This is a genomic window from Spirosoma endophyticum (assembly GCF_900112365.1).
Taxonomy (GTDB): Bacteria; Bacteroidota; Bacteroidia; order Cytophagales; family Spirosomataceae; genus Spirosoma; species Spirosoma endophyticum.
In genome coordinates, this window is record NZ_FOLQ01000004.1 from 178,447 (window position 1) to 197,131 (window position 18,685).

The following is an 18,685-nucleotide window of genomic DNA, read 5'->3' on the forward strand; positions in this document are numbered from 1 at the left end:
CTATGCGTTCTGCTTACACGCAACCCAGTGAAACCCTAGCACCACAATCCGTCAATCCGCCATTCGGCTGGTATATACTCTTCTTACTACCGATCTTACTTCACCTCTGGATGGTTTTCCGGTTCACGGTCAATCTTCCTTTTGTTGATGATTACACGTTTCTGGTTGATTGCATGTATCGGCAGTCGCACGAGCTTGTTTTGAGTCACTTATTCGACGAACTGTTTCATCCGCATGGGGAACACATCATTCTTTTTGGCCGCATAGCCGCCCTTGCTGACTTATGGATTGAGGGCGAAGTGAACTTCAGGACGTTATTTTTTATTGGGAATGCTACGTTAATTGGTTCAGTTTGGCTGCTCTATCGGCTTGCCAGCCGGGGTGGTTTGTCGGCCTGGCAATTTTTGCCTGTCGTACTGTTGCTTTTTCAACCACAGTATTATGACAACACGCTCACCTGGGCGATTTGCGCGCTGCAACATTTGCCTGCCCTTTTCTTCGCTTTCTGGGCATTTGATCTGATCAGCCGTCCATCGAAGTGGGCGTTTGCCTTCAGCTTGCCACTTGCTTTTCTGGCCCTGTTTTCAAACGGCAATGGCCTGGCCGTACCCATATGCGGCTTTCTGTTGCTCTTACTTACTGGCCAGCGTAAACGCCTGGTGCTGTGGACACTTTTTTCGATAGTGAGTGTCGGGTTATTCCTGTATGTGCATCATATCTACCACTCCCGCGCTACGGATTCGGGGAGTAATCTGCTTCATCCGGTACGTGTGTTGGCGGGGCTTTTCATGCTCGTTGGCTCGATAGGCTCCCTGGTTGCCAACTCCAGGGTCATTCTGGGTCTGGCCGGAATTGGATTGTTAGCCTTCGCAGGCCTGATTATCCTGACCAGCATAGTCTATCATGCAGGCTGGACCCGCGTGTTCGGTTACCTGCCAAATCGCTTTCGACAATGGATTGCCAGTAAATCCTCCCAATCGAGTAATACGTCCGCGCTCGTCCTGATGGCGTGTTACCTATATGCGCTGATTACGTTGTTCGGCGTATCATTTGCCCGGAGCCTGGGCTGGTATCAGGGCCTGTTAGGCTCGCGCTTCATTTGGTTTGCCATTGTTGCGTTCGCGCTAACTTATTTGCTGCTGCTGTTCTGGCTAAAACCAGTCTATCGGGCCTCTATTAGCCGTATTAGCCTGGCAATGAGCCTCTTATTCTGTGGTCTATCTTATTGGTTTACGTTTGCCGAAGTGATGAACATACGGCAGGCTCAGTTAAGTGATTTACATAACTGGCGGGAAAACAGACTGCTCACGAACCTGCCATCTGGCGAAAAAACCTTTGATCAGTATTATAGCGAGCTTTTGCAGAAAGCCGTTGATCAGGGAGTTTATCACTTGCCTCCCTCCCTTATTGAATCTGAAATAAGTAAGCTCAATCAAGCACCTGTAGAGCGCAATCTAATTAAGAAGGATAGTGCCTTCGCCTATGGAGCACGGCAGATTCATTACCTGTCAATGGGGCACCGATTGCCCTTTGTTCATGCCTTTGACACCCGTGAAGCCTATTTATTGCTGCAATCGAGCCAGCATACGTTCATGTGGCCGATCAATTGCAGTCCAACGAAACTGATGCTATACATGATCACGGGCCGTTCAGATTGGGATGCGAATATGGTTTGGGTATATGCTGATCAACTTCCCCAGGCACAGTACAAACCCTATTTAGCCGTCCTGTCTGATGGTCACTGGACTACCGTTCGCAGCGATCAGGTACTCACGATGGGCACGAATACGGATAAAGCAAAGTAACTCGTAAATTCCTAGCTCATATATGCTATACGGTATTTTCAGTAACGACACTGCCGAAAACGGTTCGGCTCGTCTCCGCGTTGGGGTGCAGTATAACGAGCTTATTCTTGATCTCGATTGTGTCAGTACGTTAGGCTATTTTAATGATCTTGGCATCGACACGACCGTATTTGCCAAACCCGTGCTGAACGATTTCATCGCTCTGGGGAAACCCGTGCACCAGGCTGTTCGGCAGCGAATTACAGACTTACTACGTAGTGATGCCGCAGCTATCGTCGACGTTTATGATCAGGTTTTCACCCACGAGTCTCGGGCTCAACTGCACTTGCCCGTACGTATTGGCGATTATACGGATTTTTATGCTGGCATTCACCACGCCGAGAATGTAGGGCGCATGTTCCGGCCGGATGGCGATCCGCTCCTGCCCAACTACCGGCATATGCCGGTCGCTTACCACGGCCGGGCATCGTCTATTGTCGTGTCTGGTACGTCCATTCGTCGGCCAAACGGGCAGTTTATGCAAGCCGGTGCACTATCCTTTGGGCCATCACAATCTTTAGATTTTGAGCTTGAACTCGGCTTGATTATTGGCAAGAGCAACCCGCCTGGCGAACCTATTCCGGTTGATGAAGCCGAGTCCTACATCTTTGGCGTTACATTATTCAACGACTGGTCGGCACGCGACATTCAGCGGTGGGAATACCAGCCATTAGGCCCGTTTCTGGGCAAGAATTTTGCGTCGAGTATGTCGGCCTGGGTACTCCCGTTCGAAGATCTGGAGCCATTTCGTATGGCTGGGCCTGTTCAGGAACCAGTGCCCCTCCCCTATTTGCAGACCACTACGCCGGGGCATTTCGACGTTCAACTGGCGGTTTCGCTACGTACTGAATCCGGCGAAGAGGTTTGTATCAGCCGTAGTAACGTTCAGTATTTATACTGGAATTTCGCCCAGATGATAGCTCATCATACCGTTGGCGGCTGCAATCTCAACATCGGCGACGTGCTGGCAACCGGCACCATTTCGGGTATCGATCCTGACAGTTACGGATCACTGCTGGAATTAAGCTGGAACGGTACGCGACCAATTTCGCTGCCCGATGGCTCAACGCGAACCTATTTACTGGATGGCGATGCTGTTGCGTTACGCGCATTCGCCAGAACTGACAATAGCACAATTGAGTTGGGAACAGTAACCGGAACTATTCAGTCATGAAAACCATCAATCCGCACGACCTGCAGCCCAACGAGTTTTATCGCTACATGATTAGCACCATCGGCCCGCGCCCGATTGCGTTTGCCAGTACGATAGACGCCTTAGGGAATATAAATCTGAGCCCGTTCAGCTTCTTCAATGTGTTTGGCTATAACCCTCCAACACTGGTTTTTGCGCCGAGTATCAATCGGCACGGGCACAAAAAACACACGTTGCTGAACCTGGAGGAAGTTGGTGAGGTAGTGATCAACGTAGTGAATTATGCAATGGTTGAGCAGATGTCGCTGGCAAGCGCCGAGTTTGAACGGGGCGTAAATGAGTTCGAGAAAACAGGGTTCACGACCATTGCCTCCGATCGGGTTCGTCCGCCGAGAGTCGCCGAATCACCGGCGGCATTTGAGTGTGTTGTCAAACAGATCATACCAACCAACTCCAGTGTAGATGCGCCCCGCGTGGATTCGCCGGGTGCCGGTACGTTGATCATTTGCGAAGTGGTGACGGGTCATTTTCACGATACTATTTTCGATTCTGCTGGGGCTATCGACCCGCACCAGCTCGATCTTATTGGCCGTATGGGTGGCGACTGGTACTGTCGCGCTCAGGGCGACGCTTTGTTTGAAGTCGGCCGGCCCAAGGTTGGTATAGGTGTTGATCAGATTCCGAAATCGATTCGCAACAGCGCCATTTTATCAGGAAACGATCTGGGTAAACTCGGCAGTTTTGCCAGCCTGCCCACAGCCGAAGAAATCGATCAGTTTAGAGCGTCGGGCGTACTGGCGGATTTATTTAACGAAGCCCAGCATGGCTGTCAGTATTTACCGGATTTATTACACCAGAAAGCGAAACAATTACTGACAGACAATAAGGTTAAAGAAGCCTGGCTCACGCTTTTGCAGAAACAGTAGGTTTGTTTATGGTTCGGCGTAGTCTCTGACTACGCCGAACCATAAACAAACAAGCAGCACCTGACTTACAGGTGCTGCTTGTTTTAGACGGGGAAAAATGTGATTATTTTATGGCAACTAAGCGGCTTGAAGCACTGGGCTGTTGAGTCGAAAGGGTGACGTTATGAACCGTTGTTTCTACGCCATTTGTAATCTCTACCTGGTAGTTACCATCCTGTAAAGCGCTCATATCCAGACGAACGCGAGTTCCGGTTTCTTTCTTACCGAGGTGCTGGCTGAATAAAACGACGCCATCAGCGCTCTTCATCCGAATGTCGACAGCGCCACTGGTTTCTTTGTCGAGCGCAATGTTTAATTTTCCTTCTATTGTGGTGTAAATACCCGTTTTGTACGCTGCAACAGCAGCCGGACGAGCAGCAGGCGTTCCGTCGGCCAGAGCAGCCGATAGGGTAACAAAACTTAACGAGAAAGCAACGAGCAGAGGTTTGATGAGGGTTTTCATGGGTTTTATGTATTTATCTTTTGTTTAGAATCTAGTCGGATTATTTCCGATTGGTGAAACAAAGATATAGGCTGTAGCCAGTACTATGCATTACAAACTACCGGAACGGTTGACCGCATGGATAAGTGGATGGAAAACGGGTATGACCGAGGGAACGGTACAGTCAATAATACATGCAATTATCCGTGCTAGACTCTTGACGGGGCTACGCCGTAGGTTTTTTTGAAGGCAAACGAAAAATGTGACAGGTCTTCAAAACCAACTTCTAAATAAACATCCGACGGTGCCTGTCCTTTTTCTTTTATCAGGTAGTGGGCTTCCTGTAGCCGTCTTTGCTGTAACCAGCGGCTCGGCGTAACATGAAATATCTTTTCAAAATCCCGTTTGAACGTAGCAAGGCTTCGGCCTGTCAGATAAGCGAACCGTTTCAGTTCCACATTGAAATGAAAGTTTTTTTGCATAAATCCTTCCAGGTCGATTTTACCGGGTTCAGAAAAGTCGAACAAAACAGGCCTTAGCTCCGGATTCGTTTGCAGCAGCAGTAAAATCGCTTCTTTCAATTTCAAGGCCTGCAAATGGTCATTAGCGAATTGCCCTATTTGGTCATAAGGTATGAGCGAATTCATGTAATTCTCATACATTTTAGTAGGCTTCAATTGCAGAACAGGGTCGCCTTTTATATGCTTCTCCGCTTTATAGCCGTATTCCAGACTAACATTTCGCAGAGTTTCCTGGTCAAGATAAATGGATACAGATTTAAAATCACCCGTTCGAGGTGGCTGCTTACTAAACTTGATCAAATGGTTTCGCTTGCAGAATCGGAAATCGCCTTCCTTAAAAATGTACTCCTTCTGGCCGTCGTTCATGCTGAGCGTGCCCGCCAGTTGATAACCAAAAATATGCTCTGGTATGAACTGTTCACCCTGCCGACTTCGGGTGTGGTAACAGGAGTACAGTATTTGCCCAGATCGATTGTCACCCTCCAGTACAGCCATATACACAAATCTACAAAAAAGACGCTACCTCCTTAATAGTCTGAACCCTTAGGCCACATGGCTCATTTGTGAACCACCGGGCCTAAGGATTTAGACGGTTAGACCAACCTGCTACGTATCGCTCAAAGAATACGTAGCAGGGTCAACGTCACAATTATTTTTTACCAAAAAGCGCTTTTCCGGCTTCTGTTTCCAGAAAGTTAACGGCGGTATCATGATCTGTGGAGATGCTTACCGGTATCCATTTTTCAAACTCGGCCTGTCTTGCGGCATCAGCTTGTTTTAAAATACCAACGGCTTCACTACCCAGAATCAAGTGTACAGGTGGTTCGGGATGCTCAGCCAGGTCAATCATTACCTGCGCGGCTTTGTCTGGGTCGCCCATTGGCACAATTTCCCCGCTCTTGAAGAAATCAACTCGTTGACCTACAGTTGTTTCGTAGCCTTCTACGGGCGCAGCATACGTCATTGAGTCCCCCGCCCAGTCGGTTCGGAAGCCCCCAGGTTCTACACTGGTTACGTGAATACCAAGGGGAGCCACTTCTTTAGCCAGTACTTCACTAAAGCCACCCAAACCAAATTTAGCGGCCTGGTACATGGATAGACCTGCACTGCCGACCCGTCCGCCTATTGAGCTAATCTGTAGAATACGACCTGAACGCTGTTTCCGCATATGAGGCAACACAGCACGCGTCACTTCGATGGGGGCATAGAGATTCGTTTCCAGTTGACTACGTACCTGTTCATCGGTAAAGGCTTCGGTAGCGCCAATGATACCAAAACCAGCATTGTTGACCAGCACATCGATACGTCCGAAGTGGGCTATAGTCTGCTCAACCGCGGAAGCGATCTGGTCTTTATTCGTTACGTCCAACTGGACCGGATAGACCTGATCGGGGTATTTTTGGACGAGTACGGATAGACTTTCCGGATTACGCGCGGTTGCCGCTACGTTATCGCCTTTGGCCAGTACGGCTTCTGTCAGGCTTCTTCCCAATCCACGGGAACTGCCGGTGATAAACCAAACTTTTGTCATTGTTTTTGCTTTTAATTTTGACAAAGGTCGGTAGCTTTTGAGGAGGCAACTTTGTTGAAACGCTCAAAGTAAGTTTGTTGAAACGCTCACATTTCTGTCATGCTGACGAAGCCGGGCGGCCGGTGCCGAAACATGACAGAAAAAGTAGTGGGGCCGGTTGATACGTATCTGACAATTACGTATCAACCGGCCCCACTATCTAGAATTATCTTAATAACCTAGTGCTGTATTATCTGCTCGTGGGTCGGAGGCCCCTTCGTAGGAGCCGTCGGGACGTATCAGAACGCAATCCATACGCCCAAGGGTGTTCGTTAACTTTTCCAGGATGTAACCCCGATTTTTCAACCCCTCAATCGTAGCATCGGAAAAGGCACCGTTCTCGAACGTCGTTTTGTCGGGCAGCCATTGGTGGTGAAATTTCAATGCGTTAACCGCCTGCTGCATGGTCATACCATGTTCTATTACGTTCAGAATGGTTTGGTAAACCGATGTCATAATGGTTGAGCCGCCGGGTGTACCAACAACCATGAAGAGTTTTCCATCTTTCTCCAGAATTGTCGGTGTCATGGACGAGAGCATCCGCTTGTTAGGCGCAATGGCATTCGCCTGATTACCAATAAGTCCGTACATATTGGGTGAGCCGGGTTTCACGCTGAAATCGTCCATTTCGTTGTTCATGAAGAAACCAGCGCCACCAACGACCACCCGGCTTCCGTAGCCACCATTCAACGTAGTAGTGATACTTACGGCATTACCCTCTTTATCGACAATGGAAAAATGGGTCGTTTCGAGACTTTCATAACCCGGAATCATACCGCCTTTTATAGTCCGGCTATCAGTCGCTTTTGCCCATGAAAAATCGGTCCAGCGGGTTTTGAGGTATTCTGGGCTGACGAGCTGCGCCACCGGAACCTTTACAAAATCGGGGTCACCCATAAACTTGGCCCGGTCGGCATAGACGCGTCGTTCGGCTTCGATCATGACCTGCACGGTACTATCACGATTCCAGCCCCACTTCCGCAAGGGGAAGGGCTCCGTAAACCGCATCATCTGCAACAGCGCTACGCCCCCGCTGGAGGTCGGCGGCATGGTAATTACGTTGTAGCTTTTGTATTTCGCCTGAATAGGTTCACGCCAGACGGCATGATAGTTCTTCAAATCTTCTTCCGTAATCAACCCCTTGCCACGACCCATTTCTTCAGCCAGCAGCCGGGCCGTTTCACCTTCGTAAAAACCAGCACGGCCCTGATCTTTAATACGTTGCATAGTCCTGGCCAGATCAGTCTGCACCAGCAAGTCGCCTTTGTGCCAGGTAACAGTATCGGTTGGTTCTGCACTCTTCAGAAAATACGTTTTACCCGGATTGATGGTATTCAAATCATTTTTGATACGATTTAGCCCCAGTGCATCGCGCTCGGTAAGGGCAAATCCTTTGGCGGCCAGGTCAACCGCCGGTTGCACGACCTGCGCCCAGGTTAATTTCCCAAATCGCTTGTGGGCTTCGGCCATACCATCGACTGATCCCGGCACACCACTCGCCAGATGCCCACTGATGCTCAGGCCCGGCCGAACATTTCCGAGTGAGTCGAGGTACATATTCTGAGTGGCATTTCCGGGCGCTTTTTCACGGTAATCGAGGGTATAAGCTTTCCCGGTGTTGTCTCGATACACCATGAAGCCTCCACCGCCAATGTTGCCCGCACCCGGATACACGACGGCCAGCGCAAATTGCACCGCAACGGCCGCATCGACCGCATTACCGCCCGCTTTCAGGATAGCCAGCCCCACCTGCGAGGCTTCGGGATGCGCCGAAGCGACCATACCATTGCGCCCAATCACGCCGACCCGGTCGGAGAAGAACGGCTTAACCAACGGGTCTTCATCGCGGTATTGATAAACTCCCTGGCTCTGACTGAGTTTCGCATCAGCTTTGGTTGTCGTTGTCGATTGCGTTTTGCAGGAAGCAAAGGCCAGGGCAAAAAGAAGAAATGGAGCGTACTGAGTACTACGTAGTTTCATACTTTACGGTCTGATAGGCGGTTGTAAACCCCTAATCTACAAAAATAGCGTTATCCAAACGATCCTGCAATCCGCCACTTATCCGGTAGAACGTTGTACTTGTCCAAAATAACTTGGGTTGGCATATAGAACGTAGTACCTTCATTAAATTGAACGGCAGACCGTTCTTTCGCCTTTTCGTTCCTTATACCAGATGAAGTTTATTCGTCAGACGTTAGAAAGTTTCCGCTTTGCGTGGCAGTCGTTGCGCTCAAACATTCTGCGCACCACGCTTTCACTGCTGGGCGTAACCGTTGGTATTTTCGCCATTATTGCCGTCTTCACGCTGGTCGATTCGCTGGAACGTAACATCAAGGATAGCCTGTCATTCATTGGCGATAAAGTGCTGTATGTTCAGAAATGGCCGTGGACATTTGATAACGACTTTCAATGGTGGAAATACTTTCAGCGACCCGAACCCACATACACGGAGTATAAATTCCTGACTGAACGGCTCGAAAATGCCCAGGCCGTTGTGGCGATGGACTTCAAAGGTCGGGTTACTATCAAAAATGGAAATAACAGCATGGCCGCGCTAATTCAGGGCACAACACTGGACTACAACAGAATTTCGGACGTACCTATCGAAGCAGGCCGCTATTTCACCCAACAGGAAATTGATGTGGCCCGAAACGTAACGATCATTGGCTCCGATGTTGCCGAAAATATTTTTCCGGCGCAGGACCCAATTGGTAAACGGTTTAAAATCAACGGCCTGAATTTTATCGTGATCGGGGTTCAGAAAAAGAAGGGGGAAAGTATTCTCAACGTGGGTGGCAACCCCGATATCAAATGCCTGATTCCATACGGTGCATTTGCCAAAATGTTTCACTCGATTACCCCCAGTATCGACATCGTCGTTAAAGGATATGACAGTGACGAAGGGCTCCTCGAACTCGAAAGTGAGGTTCGGGGACTAATGCGTACCCGGCGGGGCCAACGTCCCTTACAGGAAGATAATTTCGCCATCAACCGACCCGAAGCAGCCGCCCAGGCCATTAGCGGCATTTTCTCTGTGTTGACCGTAGCGGGCTGGGTCATTGGAGGGTTTTCGATCCTGATTGGTGGTTTTGGCATTGCCAACATTATGTTTGTCAGCGTAAAAGAACGTACCAATATCATCGGGATTCAAAAATCACTAGGGGCGAAAAACTACGTTATTCTGTTCCAGTTTCTTTTTGAAGCCATTTTACTGAGTTTGGTGGGTGGCCTGGCTGGCATCCTCTTAGTTTATCTGCTGACATTCATACAATTAGGAACGCTTGAACTTCAACTTACAGCAGGAAATATTATCCTGGGCTTAGGTGTTTCGAGCGTTATCGGGGTGCTATCGGGCATTATTCCTGCCTTTTCAGCTTCCCGACTCGACCCCGTTATTGCCATCCGGGCGAAGTGACTGAGCATGGGGGTAAGGGCATGGGGCATGGGCATATAGGAAACCAATCTTTGCTTTTCCATGCCCCGCGCTCCTGGCACCATGCTAATCTACAATTCAATTCTCAGCAAGTGCATGGGAAGCTGGTACGGATCTAGTTCGACGTAGTTGTACTCGCCTTTCCAGGTGTAATAAGCCTCTGTAAGCAAATCATGAACCGTGTAGGATTGATCGGGCTCAATACCCAATAGCCAGATCGGTACCTGCACAACCCCCGCCCGACGTTGATATGCATCCGTATTGACTACCATCAGCAGCCGATTGGCGCCCGAAACTTTCAGGTAAGCCATGATCGCGTCGTCGTTAACGCTACAGATCGTTAGGTTATTGGTCGTTTGAAGCGCTACGTTCTCCCGCCGAATGCGATTCACCAGCGTAATTAAATACGTTAGTTTATTTGTTTTGTCCCAATCCCAGTGCCTGATTTCGTATTTCTCGGAGTTCAGGTATTCTTCTTTATTGGGGAATGGAATATGTTCCATTAACTCGAACGACGGGCCATAAATGCCGTAATTACTCGACAGGGTTGCCGCCAGGAAGTAGCGAATCAGGAATGCCGGTTCATGACCCGAGTGTAAATAACCGGGATTGATATCGTGAGTCGTGGGCCAGAAGTTCGGACGGAAATAATACTTCATTTCCTCGGTTGTCAATTCGGTCATGTATTCCTCCAGTTCCGCCTTGGTGCTGCGCCAGGTGAAGTACGTATACGAGTGAGCAAACCCCCGTTTCGCTAATTCCTTCATTACTTTCGGCTTGGTAAACGCTTCGGCCAGAAATAGCATATCAGGATATTCCTTCTTTACTTCGGTGATGAGCCATTCCCAGAAACCAAACGGTTTCGTATGCGGATTATCGACCCGAATGATGCGCACACCCCAGGACGCCCACACGAGCATCACCCGTTTTAGCTCCAGCCACAGATTTTGCCAGTCGTCGGTTTCAAAGTATACCGGATAAATATCCTGATATTTTTTTGGCGGATTTTCAGCGTATTGAATCGTACCGTCGGGTCGTTTTTTAAACCATTCGGGATGTTCTTTAGCCCACGGATGATCGGGCGAACATTGAATGGCAAGATCCATTGCCACCTCCATGCCGTAATTTTTGGCAATAGCGATCAGGTGTTTAAAATCATCTACCGTACCCAGTTCAGGATGAATGGCATCGTGACCACCTTCTTCAGACCCAATGCCGTAAGGAACCCCCGGCTCACCCGGCTGACAAATAACCGAATTGTTTTTACCCTTACGGTGAGCTGTGCCGATCGGGTGAATGGGCGGCAGGTACAACACGTCGAAACCCATACCCGAAATACGGGGCAGCAGCGTTTCGACATCCCGGAACGTACCGTGTTTAGGTTCACCCTGAAATTCCTCCCGCGAGGCCGACCGGGGAAACAGGCAATACCACGTACTAAACCCAGCCCGGACGCGATCGACGTCTATCGCCAGTTCGCGGTCGTAGCGTGTGGTGTGCTTCCGTTCGGGATACCGGTTCGCATAAAATGTAAACTGGTCACTTTCAGCCACTGATACGGCTTCGTTATAGCGATCTTCTCCAATTTCTGCGGCACCGGCACGGAACAAAGCCGCCATTTCCTGCAAGGCCCACACATCAGCGTTTGGGGCAGAATCAAGCGTTTTTTTGCCTTTACGTCCAGACTTCGATCCCGCTTTTACGCCACCCGCCCGCTCCAGCATGCCGTCCACATATTGCGCGCCAGCCAGCAGTTCACTTGTAATGCGTTGCCCATCAGCTACTTTTAGATCAACCTCATGTTGCCATGTGGCCGGATGGTCTATCCATGCTTCAATCGTGTATACGTACCGACCCTGTTTTTCAACAATAAACGAGGCTCCCCAGCGGTCATTAGTAAGCAATGACATGGCCGTTTCAGTCCAGGCAACATCGTTAATGTGTTTGTAGAGAAGCACCGCGGAAAGGTAATCGTGGCCGTCGGCAAAAACATCAGCCTCAATGGCCACTACGTCGCCAATAACCGCTTTTATAGGAAATTGACCGCCGTCGATTTCGGGCGATACGTGTTCGATAACCACTCGGTTCTGGCCCCGCGTGGATTCGCCCAGCGTGGATTCGCCTGGAATGGTCTGGACAGACGGGCTGTTGGATAAACTCATGCAGTCAGTATTTGATTGTTTAGGCACAAAAGATGGGGCAATGTTACAAAAAAAGACGCCAATGAGTTTAACTAAAAAGCCGCGTCCATTGATTCTGAACGCGGCTTTTTGTTACGAAATGGTATTGACGATACGAGCGTCGGCTGAAACCTCAAGCAAGCGCTGCTGTCTCGGAAAGTCGATTGACTCTATTTCGCCCCATCTACTTTGGCCGTGGTAACCGCTACGTTGCCGATTGCGGTTCCCAGTTTTGTTCCTTCATCGACATCGAATCGGTACTGAATGCCACCGTAGAGTCGCGACAGAGCGGCCTCAGTTGCCTGTGCGTTCAGGCTGCTGGCCTGATCCGGAAACAGATAAGCCAATATGGTGCCGGCAGCGGTCGATATGGGTGCGTGGTCGGAGGGGTAACCTGGATAATTAGGAATCGCAACGGATGTTTTGATCGTTGGATCAACCTGCGAGGGGCGTGGCACAAAATAGCGGTACATGGTAGCCCAGGAGGCCGTACTGCCGTCCTGCATAGCCCGATTCATGAGCGCGTAGGTACGAGCCGACCGAAGTTCATTCTGGCGGGCATCCCGAATCAGATCCTGCGCAATGACGTTCCAGTGGCCGGCCAGCATGTAGGTTGCAATGCCATCGTCCCAAAAACTGGAACTACTCCACTGGTCGCGGGTGCGCGCGCTGGCCATATCGCGAACTTCACCCAACGCTTTTTGAAATTCTGTCGAGGTGGTTGCCGGTGGTGCAGCGGGTGCCAGTTTAGCCAGGGCGGTTGAATCATACCATGTTTTGACTCGCCCACCCAACGGCAGCATCGGGGCACGAACGGGGCTATCCAGGCTTTTCCATTTGACATCGAAAGGCGCACTGGCAAGCGCCGTTTGCCAGCTATTCGTTGGGTCATGGGCCGTAGCGAATCGGTCACTTCTGGCCCGGTCAAGAACGGTCGTTGCGACAATCGAAGCCAGGTCTTCGCCCGCTTTGAGGTCGCTGGGAACGCTGGCTCCCGCCCAAAGACGACTCTGCTTGTGCTCAGTTGCTTTCGCCTTAAGCCAGCCCGCTTCGTTCGGAAATAAGTACGCCAGAATCTGGTACGATGTCTCTGCAATGGCCGCATCTTCTGACGGATAGGACGGTACATCGGCTATGGGTACGCGACCAATAACGCCCTGCCGTTCCAGCGCCGGTCGGTTATATTGGTACTTGGCCCGCCAGGCAACCACCAGTGCGTCATACTGGGCTACGCTCAGAAGGGCATACACACGAGCCGCGAACGAAGGGCTGGCCATTGGATTGGCTGGATCGGACGGCGAGCCGATGTTGGGGTTCGTCAAATAATCGGGCACTACGTTGTATTTAGCGACTAGTTGACGCGCAATCTGATTCCAGCGTCGAACGCCCCCATCAGCCCAGTAGTTGACCGCTGTGTTCTGCTCAGGACTTATACTCAGCAACCCATTCTTTATATCCGTTAACTCCTTCTGATACGTATCGGATGTAGCGGCCGTCGGCTGCGGCACCGTAATGTCGGCGGCTGATTTCAGCACGATGGTTCGCCACGTTCCGCCATCGGGATCGACCGTGGCGGGTTCAACAAAGGGCAGAATTCCCTCGTCGATGGTTGGCTCTTTACAACCGGCCATCCACAGCAATACAACACTTAAACCAATCGACAAAAAAGACTTTTTCATAAAATTCGTATGGTCAATACTCGCGCCAGAAGCCTCATTTACAGACCAACAACCAGCCCACCTGTGATTCGTGTGAATTTGCCAATGTTCCGCCCATCGAGTGTTACGCTGTAGCCGCCTGTCAGGCCAAGCTTGCCAATGAGTCGCAGGTAGGCAGATGCGCCTGCTCGGGTGAAACCAACGGCATTCGTTGGAAATGGGATGCCAGGGCCAATGTCGGTGCCTTCATTGTAGGGTGTTTGCCGCTGAATCCAGACATCGGCCGCAAATGGTTTCGTAATAATGCCCGTGCGGATACTCATGTCCGTTACGTCCGGGGAGTTGACGGTAGACCCGCTGGCGGGATTGACCTGTCCGGGATCGTACGTATTTACGACGTGGTCGAGCGTGACCTGCCCACGTCGTATGTAGCCATACTGTCCGGTGAGGAAAAATTTTCCGGTCTTAAAATGCAGTAACGTCCGCGCATCAAAATTTCGGGAGCCGCGACCAATCGCAACCAATGCGTCGTTCACGTAATTCTGAAGCGGCACGGAGTAGCCCAGTGCAAACTGCCACGACACGCGAAGTTTCCCGAATTTGTAGTCATAGGCTTCCCAACGTAGCGCGGCCGAAATATCCTGAAACCCCTCCTGCTTGGGTGAATAGCCCGCGCTGGCCTCAGTCCGGATGTAGGGAACGGCAACAATCAGGTCAAGGTCATAGCCCAGGCCATACGTACCAACGAGGGTTAATGCCTGCGTCGTGACGGTGCCAATATTCGGATTTCGGATTTCGGTCTTGCCGACGTAGTAGGAATCGTAGGTGTCCTGCGACCCAATCACGGCAAGGCTCGCCTTTCGCTGGCCGCGCATAAACCCATCGACAAGCCCCTGGGCGTGCGTTTGATAAGCAAGACTTTGAAGAAGAACAATAAGGACAGTATAGGCTGTTAATCGCATAATTCGACGGTAAGAGTCAGCAAAAGTAGTCGTTAGACGGCAGGCTACGTTATAAATGAGTGTTTTCCTTGCCAGCGGTCAAGCCAGTCACCCTATGCTGTTGTAACGGAAAGTTAGTACGATGGTGTATTTTTAGACGCAAAAGAAAAGCCGGCTTTTATGGACCAGCTGTTTCAGAGATACTATGATTCGTCGGATTATTTTAGCTTTTTAACAAATAGAATCTCATGCTATAGGACACTGGATTGAAATGTTTACGCAACCGTACTACGTCGTAAACCGGCGATGTAGGCAAATAAGCCTAAGCCCGACCCCAGCGTAATAACGCAGAGCAACAGTTGACCGGCAGAAGGTTTAATCACGATCATGGCCCCAATAAACTGCACGAACAGTATCACGTAGAGCAATCGGGCGATAATCTGACGAGGTAATTTAGTGATAACGAAAGCACCCAGTGGCGCAAAAAATACAACCACTGGAATACAGGCCAGCCACAGTTCAAATGATGCCTGGCTGAAGTCACCTAGTACCTGCGCGTGCAGGAAAAAGCCTAGCAGCGTTTCAATCGTCATGATCAGCACCGACGAGGGCGTAGCTACTTTTTCGTTAAGCCTATAGTAAATCGTCACCAGACAGAAGGTGAAAATGTTGATACCTGTCCCGAAAATAGACGAGATAATACCTCCTACAAGACCGAATACCGCCAGGCGAACCTGATCAGACGTCTGGAAGTTGGGGATTTCATCGAAAACAATTCGATTTGGATTCCGATTTTCGCGCCAGAGTGTGATACCGAAACTTAACCAGAGTGATACAAAAAACAACTTGGCCATAATGGGCGAAATGAGCGGAACAACGTAGTACGTACCGAAAACTAACCCAAAAATCCCACCCAGCGTTACGTAGCGAATGTATCGCCAGTCGATCTTCACGCGCAATCCCAAAATCAGGAGCGAGGCCGATGTCATACCAATGCTCTGGATAGCAAACGAGAAATTACGCGCCACCGGCGGTGGAATATCCAACAGGAGCGTGAAGATGGGATAGGAAATCGCGGCACTTCCCTCCGGGCTCGATCCGGCAATAAACGACCCAAACACCATTGTGAGCGTAGCCGCCCACCGGCGAGCCAGAAAGTTCAGATCGGGTAGCGACGATACGTACCAGAACCAGGTACTTAGTACACTCACCAGGAAAATGATGTATAAGATCGGGACGCGTTGGGAAGACGGTGTAGCATTGCTCATGAATAAATTAATTTTGATCTCGAATTATAACAATTCGCACTTCTCTTATTTTTGATACTTATCTTTATGCTTGTGGCTAGCCCGAGTAATTATTCACGAAATCTCTGATATTTGCAAGGCTAGGCTATTATCATTTTAAGTAAATCAAAACCCCTTCACTATGGAAAGTGCTGAAAGCAATGAACCCGTCCTGAAAAATCAAGAGGAAATTCTAGGCAATCAAGACATGATTTTGGGCAACCAGGACACAATTGTTAAGAACCAGGACACTATTATCAAAAATCAGGAATCTATCCTGGGTAATCAGGACACAATCGTCAAGAATCAGGCTAGCCTGGAAGAGATTCTTGCAAACCAGGCGACCATCCTTGAGTTGCTGAAAAAGATTGCTGGCTAATCGCAGATGTCTATGTATATGATACCGAAAAAGGCTGATACCCAAACGGGCATCAGCCTTTTTCGGTATCAACAGTTTGACGTTGCTGATAGGTAGTTTCGACAACACTCGGGTTATCGGTATTGCTTTCAAGCCACTTCTGGAAACGTCGACTCAAAAATGGAAGCGCCACAAAAACCATATATGGTACCAGAAACGCGGTTAGCAGAAATGTTCTAATAACCAGCGGGCAATGCGCCGTAAATGAAATCTGAGAAAAGCTATAGTTCAATAGCGTGCTGAAGGGGAACATAGCGCTCCAGACTAATAGAGCCATTTTCCATCTGTTTGTTTTCATTGCACAAAGCGTTTAAATCAACGTACTGGTTAGGTATGTGTTACACCGGATTTTAACCCGTTGCAGAGCAAAATGACAAATGCACCAGTCGGCCGCAGCCGTTTTAACCCGGTGGCGCAATACCATTCAGCGTTTAGTATATTGTTGAGTATCGGGGTGAAAGCTGCGCCACGAATGCCAGAACTCCTGATACGCCTTTGGCATAGGTTCAAGTCGCCGACCCTTCAGTGAACCCGCTATGCAATGCCCCCGCCATGTCCAGACAGAGTGCGTTTCGAGATCGGTGAGTTCCCGGTTGGTGTACTGAAAATTGAGTGTCTGCACACCCATGCGCCGACTCCAGGCACCAAACGATACGCTGTCCGGAGACATGGCCAACAGCAGTGGTTCCCCGTCTACTACGTCGTTCAGGATGCGGGTTGTCTGCAATTGATTCCAGTCGTATGCTTTGGTGTATCCAGATCGATCGACACCGATGACCCACGACTTGGGCTGCCACGAAGCTGAGTCGCGCCGGGTCAGTTTGCCCTTCGACAAGCCCCGGTCATAATTTTTCATGCCAGCAAATTCGTCGGCAAATGCTGGGTCCGCCTGTAGTACGCGCGTATTCGGGTGTTCTGTGGCCCATTCGTCCAGGGTCATCTGCCGGGCCGCCAGCTCACCCAATCCCAACCCGCGCAAGGGACCAACTACAGCCTCGCCTGTTGCCTGACGCCACCAGGTGCCGGTACGTTTATCTTCGAACATGGCGTTGAAATGATCCATACCCACCAATCGAAACTCATCGGCCTGCCCCTTCACGACTGGACTAAATACCCGCCCGGTACGGCAAACCGTGCAATACGTTACCATCACCGGCTGGCCACCCACGGTATCGCGCACCTGGTGGTGATAACCAATCAGTTGAATCGGGTAAGCCGTAGCCTGTCCAAATGCTTCATAACCAATCACGAGTTTGTTACCCGGAATTTTGTTCTGACTCATCGGCACCACACGCTTCGTGATAGGCTGCAGAAACATATGGTCAGCCATCATCTCCTGATTGACCTCATATAACACCACGCCATAGGCCAGCACCAGCACGCCCGCTACGTAGCGATGCCACGCCCGACGGGGTTTGATTAAAAATAAATAAGCTGGATAAGCCAGTAGCAACAATCCGACCAGCCGCAGCCAGACGATGTTCTGATGAAGCCAATATGCCCATTCCAGTCGGGCAGTAGAGGTTTCATACGGATTATTCGCATCGAGACCAAGCTGACTGCCGGGAAACGGCATAATAAAATAAACACTTAGAACCTCAACGGCAATCAGCAGGAGAATCGGCACCAGAAACCAGGCAAAGGAACGCTTCATGAACTTATAATCAAGTAGTTAACGCAGTTTTGGTGGCATGTAATGATCTTCGTGGGTATACCCGTATTCTGCTACTTTCACAGCTCGATATCGGTAAAGATCCGGATTTTCAGGTGCCCAGGTGGCCAGTCCATCCACGTAGCGATTGTACATACAGAATGCAGCCGCAATCAACACCGTGTCATGAATATCATGATCCGTGGCTCCTTCGGCCCGGGCAACCTCAATCTGCTCGGGCGTTACGTATTTACCCCCCTGCTGCACACTGCCAGCTATAACCAGCAAGGCTTTAAGTTTCGAGCTGATGTTAGCCTGTTCAGGGTCGCTTTTGACCGATTTCACCAGACTCCAGTCGTCGTCGCCCAGGTGATGGCTGGCAACAGCGCCGTGGATCGTCTGACAAAAAAAACAGTCGTTTCGAGAAGAAACATACGTAGCAATGAGTTCCCGTTCGCCTTCTGTCAAGCCTGACTCAGGCCGTTGTGCATTGGTTCTCAGCAATACGTTAACGAGATCGTTGAGCGGCCGGGCCGTTTCCGGACTAAAGGCCATTGGCCCCCGAATGCCGGGCAAACCGGCTGGTAGTTCGATATGTGGCATATTCTTTGTTAGTTTGTGAG

General features: G+C 50.1%; 16 protein-coding genes. 5 read left to right on the forward strand and 11 right to left on the reverse strand.

Annotated features, from left to right (window positions below; translation table 11 throughout):
- The first annotated feature begins 2 nt into the window (after positions 1 to 2).
- Genes BM202_RS12700 through BM202_RS12710 form a run of 3 tightly spaced genes read left to right on the forward strand, consistent with a single transcriptional unit; the run spans position 3 to position 3,923 of the window.
- Positions 3 to 1,805, forward strand: a complete 1,803-nt coding sequence (locus BM202_RS12700) for a hypothetical protein (RefSeq protein ID WP_143100686.1) — start codon at positions 3 to 5, stop codon at positions 1,803 to 1,805.
- Positions 1,806 to 1,827: 22 nt separating this feature from the next.
- Positions 1,828 to 3,018 carry a fumarylacetoacetase gene (gene fahA / locus BM202_RS12705; RefSeq protein WP_093826558.1) on the forward strand — a complete coding sequence of 397 codons (1,191 nt, stop codon included), beginning with the start codon at positions 1,828 to 1,830 and terminating at the stop codon, positions 3,016 to 3,018.
- Positions 3,015 to 3,923 carry a flavin reductase family protein gene (locus BM202_RS12710; protein WP_093826560.1) on the forward strand — a complete coding sequence of 303 codons (909 nt, stop codon included), beginning with the start codon at positions 3,015 to 3,017 and terminating at the stop codon, positions 3,921 to 3,923. Before fahA ends, BM202_RS12710 begins: the two co-directional genes overlap by 4 nt.
- A gap of 103 nt (positions 3,924 to 4,026) precedes the next feature.
- Here BM202_RS12710 and BM202_RS12715 read toward each other — a convergent pair whose 3' ends face one another.
- The 4 genes from BM202_RS12715 to ggt all read right to left on the reverse strand — a co-directional run bounded on the left by BM202_RS12715 (position 4,027) and on the right by ggt (position 8,475).
- Positions 4,027 to 4,425, reverse strand: a complete 399-nt coding sequence (locus BM202_RS12715) for a hypothetical protein (RefSeq protein ID WP_093826562.1) — start codon at positions 4,423 to 4,425, stop codon at positions 4,027 to 4,029.
- A gap of 188 nt (positions 4,426 to 4,613) precedes the next feature.
- Positions 4,614 to 5,420 (reverse strand): helix-turn-helix domain-containing protein, encoded by an 807-nt coding sequence (locus tag BM202_RS12720; RefSeq protein ID WP_093826564.1) that lies wholly within the window; start codon positions 5,418 to 5,420, stop codon positions 4,614 to 4,616.
- A gap of 154 nt (positions 5,421 to 5,574) precedes the next feature.
- Entirely contained in the window at positions 5,575 to 6,456 is an 882-nt protein-coding gene (locus tag BM202_RS12725; RefSeq protein ID WP_093826565.1) for an oxidoreductase, read from the reverse strand.
- Positions 6,457 to 6,666: 210 nt separating this feature from the next.
- Complete coding sequence (gene ggt / locus BM202_RS12730; RefSeq protein ID WP_093826566.1) at positions 6,667 to 8,475, reverse strand: gamma-glutamyltransferase; 1,809 nt, start codon at positions 8,473 to 8,475, stop codon at positions 6,667 to 6,669.
- A gap of 193 nt (positions 8,476 to 8,668) precedes the next feature.
- Here ggt and BM202_RS12735 point away from each other — a divergent pair, with 193 nt between their 5' ends.
- Entirely contained in the window at positions 8,669 to 9,910 is a 1,242-nt protein-coding gene (locus tag BM202_RS12735) for an ABC transporter permease (protein ID WP_093826568.1), read from the forward strand.
- An 89-nt stretch (positions 9,911 to 9,999) separates the two neighbouring features.
- On the opposite strand, the gene BM202_RS12740 is transcribed toward BM202_RS12735, so the two are convergent.
- The 4 genes from BM202_RS12740 to BM202_RS12755 all read right to left on the reverse strand — a co-directional run bounded on the left by BM202_RS12740 (position 10,000) and on the right by BM202_RS12755 (position 15,975).
- On the reverse strand, positions 10,000 to 12,090 hold the full coding sequence (locus tag BM202_RS12740; protein ID WP_093826569.1) for an alpha-1,4-glucan--maltose-1-phosphate maltosyltransferase: 2,091 nt from the start codon (positions 12,088 to 12,090) through the stop codon (positions 10,000 to 10,002).
- Positions 12,091 to 12,278: 188 nt separating this feature from the next.
- The gene (locus BM202_RS12745; protein WP_093826572.1) at positions 12,279 to 13,787 is read right to left on the reverse strand and encodes a phosphatase PAP2 family protein; all 1,509 of its coding nucleotides are present in this window, start codon (positions 13,785 to 13,787) and stop codon (positions 12,279 to 12,281) included.
- A 38-nt stretch (positions 13,788 to 13,825) separates the two neighbouring features.
- Complete coding sequence (locus BM202_RS12750; RefSeq protein ID WP_093826574.1) at positions 13,826 to 14,728, reverse strand: hypothetical protein; 903 nt, start codon at positions 14,726 to 14,728, stop codon at positions 13,826 to 13,828.
- Positions 14,729 to 14,982: 254 nt separating this feature from the next.
- Positions 14,983 to 15,975 carry a sulfite exporter TauE/SafE family protein gene (locus BM202_RS12755; RefSeq protein ID WP_093826576.1) on the reverse strand — a complete coding sequence of 331 codons (993 nt, stop codon included), beginning with the start codon at positions 15,973 to 15,975 and terminating at the stop codon, positions 14,983 to 14,985.
- Between the two features lie 160 nt (positions 15,976 to 16,135).
- Between BM202_RS12755 and BM202_RS12760 the strand changes: the two genes are divergently transcribed.
- The gene (locus BM202_RS12760; RefSeq protein WP_093826578.1) at positions 16,136 to 16,372 is read left to right on the forward strand and encodes a hypothetical protein; all 237 of its coding nucleotides are present in this window, start codon (positions 16,136 to 16,138) and stop codon (positions 16,370 to 16,372) included.
- A gap of 52 nt (positions 16,373 to 16,424) precedes the next feature.
- Here BM202_RS12760 and BM202_RS12765 read toward each other — a convergent pair whose 3' ends face one another.
- From BM202_RS12765 to BM202_RS12775, 3 genes are all read right to left on the reverse strand, one after another.
- The gene (locus BM202_RS12765) at positions 16,425 to 16,709 is read right to left on the reverse strand and encodes a putative antibiotic biosynthesis monooxygenase (RefSeq protein WP_143100687.1); all 285 of its coding nucleotides are present in this window, start codon (positions 16,707 to 16,709) and stop codon (positions 16,425 to 16,427) included.
- 126 nt (positions 16,710 to 16,835) lie between these two features.
- Positions 16,836 to 18,065: a DUF3179 domain-containing (seleno)protein gene (locus tag BM202_RS12770; protein WP_093826583.1), complete on the reverse strand. Its 1,230-nt coding sequence runs from the start codon at positions 18,063 to 18,065 to the stop codon at positions 16,836 to 16,838.
- Between the two features lie 18 nt (positions 18,066 to 18,083).
- Positions 18,084 to 18,665 (reverse strand): carboxymuconolactone decarboxylase family protein, encoded by a 582-nt coding sequence (locus BM202_RS12775; RefSeq protein ID WP_093826587.1) that lies wholly within the window; start codon positions 18,663 to 18,665, stop codon positions 18,084 to 18,086.
- Positions 18,666 to 18,685 lie beyond the last annotated feature (20 nt).

What these genes read in the sequence shown, in the direction of transcription:
- BM202_RS12700 (WP_143100686.1), top strand. Translation starts at nt 3, where the DNA reads ATGCGTTCTGCTTACACGCAACCCAGTGAAACCCTAGCACCACAATCC.
- fahA (WP_093826558.1), top strand. Translation starts at nt 1,828, where the DNA reads ATGCTATACGGTATTTTCAGTAACGACACTGCCGAAAACGGTTCGGCT.
- BM202_RS12710 (WP_093826560.1), top strand. Translation starts at nt 3,015, where the DNA reads ATGAAAACCATCAATCCGCACGACCTGCAGCCCAACGAGTTTTATCGC.
- BM202_RS12715 (WP_093826562.1), bottom strand. Translation starts at nt 4,425, where the DNA reads ATGAAAACCCTCATCAAACCTCTGCTCGTTGCTTTCTCGTTAAGTTTT.
- BM202_RS12720 (WP_093826564.1), bottom strand. Translation starts at nt 5,420, where the DNA reads ATGGCTGTACTGGAGGGTGACAATCGATCTGGGCAAATACTGTACTCC.
- BM202_RS12725 (WP_093826565.1), bottom strand. Translation starts at nt 6,456, where the DNA reads ATGACAAAAGTTTGGTTTATCACCGGCAGTTCCCGTGGATTGGGAAGA.
- ggt (WP_093826566.1), bottom strand. Translation starts at nt 8,475, where the DNA reads ATGAAACTACGTAGTACTCAGTACGCTCCATTTCTTCTTTTTGCCCTG.
- BM202_RS12735 (WP_093826568.1), top strand. Translation starts at nt 8,669, where the DNA reads ATGAAGTTTATTCGTCAGACGTTAGAAAGTTTCCGCTTTGCGTGGCAG.
- BM202_RS12740 (WP_093826569.1), bottom strand. Translation starts at nt 12,090, where the DNA reads ATGAGTTTATCCAACAGCCCGTCTGTCCAGACCATTCCAGGCGAATCC.
- BM202_RS12745 (WP_093826572.1), bottom strand. Translation starts at nt 13,787, where the DNA reads ATGAAAAAGTCTTTTTTGTCGATTGGTTTAAGTGTTGTATTGCTGTGG.
- BM202_RS12750 (WP_093826574.1), bottom strand. Translation starts at nt 14,728, where the DNA reads ATGCGATTAACAGCCTATACTGTCCTTATTGTTCTTCTTCAAAGTCTT.
- BM202_RS12755 (WP_093826576.1), bottom strand. Translation starts at nt 15,975, where the DNA reads ATGAGCAATGCTACACCGTCTTCCCAACGCGTCCCGATCTTATACATC.
- BM202_RS12760 (WP_093826578.1), top strand. Translation starts at nt 16,136, where the DNA reads ATGGAAAGTGCTGAAAGCAATGAACCCGTCCTGAAAAATCAAGAGGAA.
- BM202_RS12765 (WP_143100687.1), bottom strand. Translation starts at nt 16,709, where the DNA reads ATGAAAACAAACAGATGGAAAATGGCTCTATTAGTCTGGAGCGCTATG.
- BM202_RS12770 (WP_093826583.1), bottom strand. Translation starts at nt 18,065, where the DNA reads ATGAAGCGTTCCTTTGCCTGGTTTCTGGTGCCGATTCTCCTGCTGATT.
- BM202_RS12775 (WP_093826587.1), bottom strand. Translation starts at nt 18,665, where the DNA reads ATGCCACATATCGAACTACCAGCCGGTTTGCCCGGCATTCGGGGGCCA.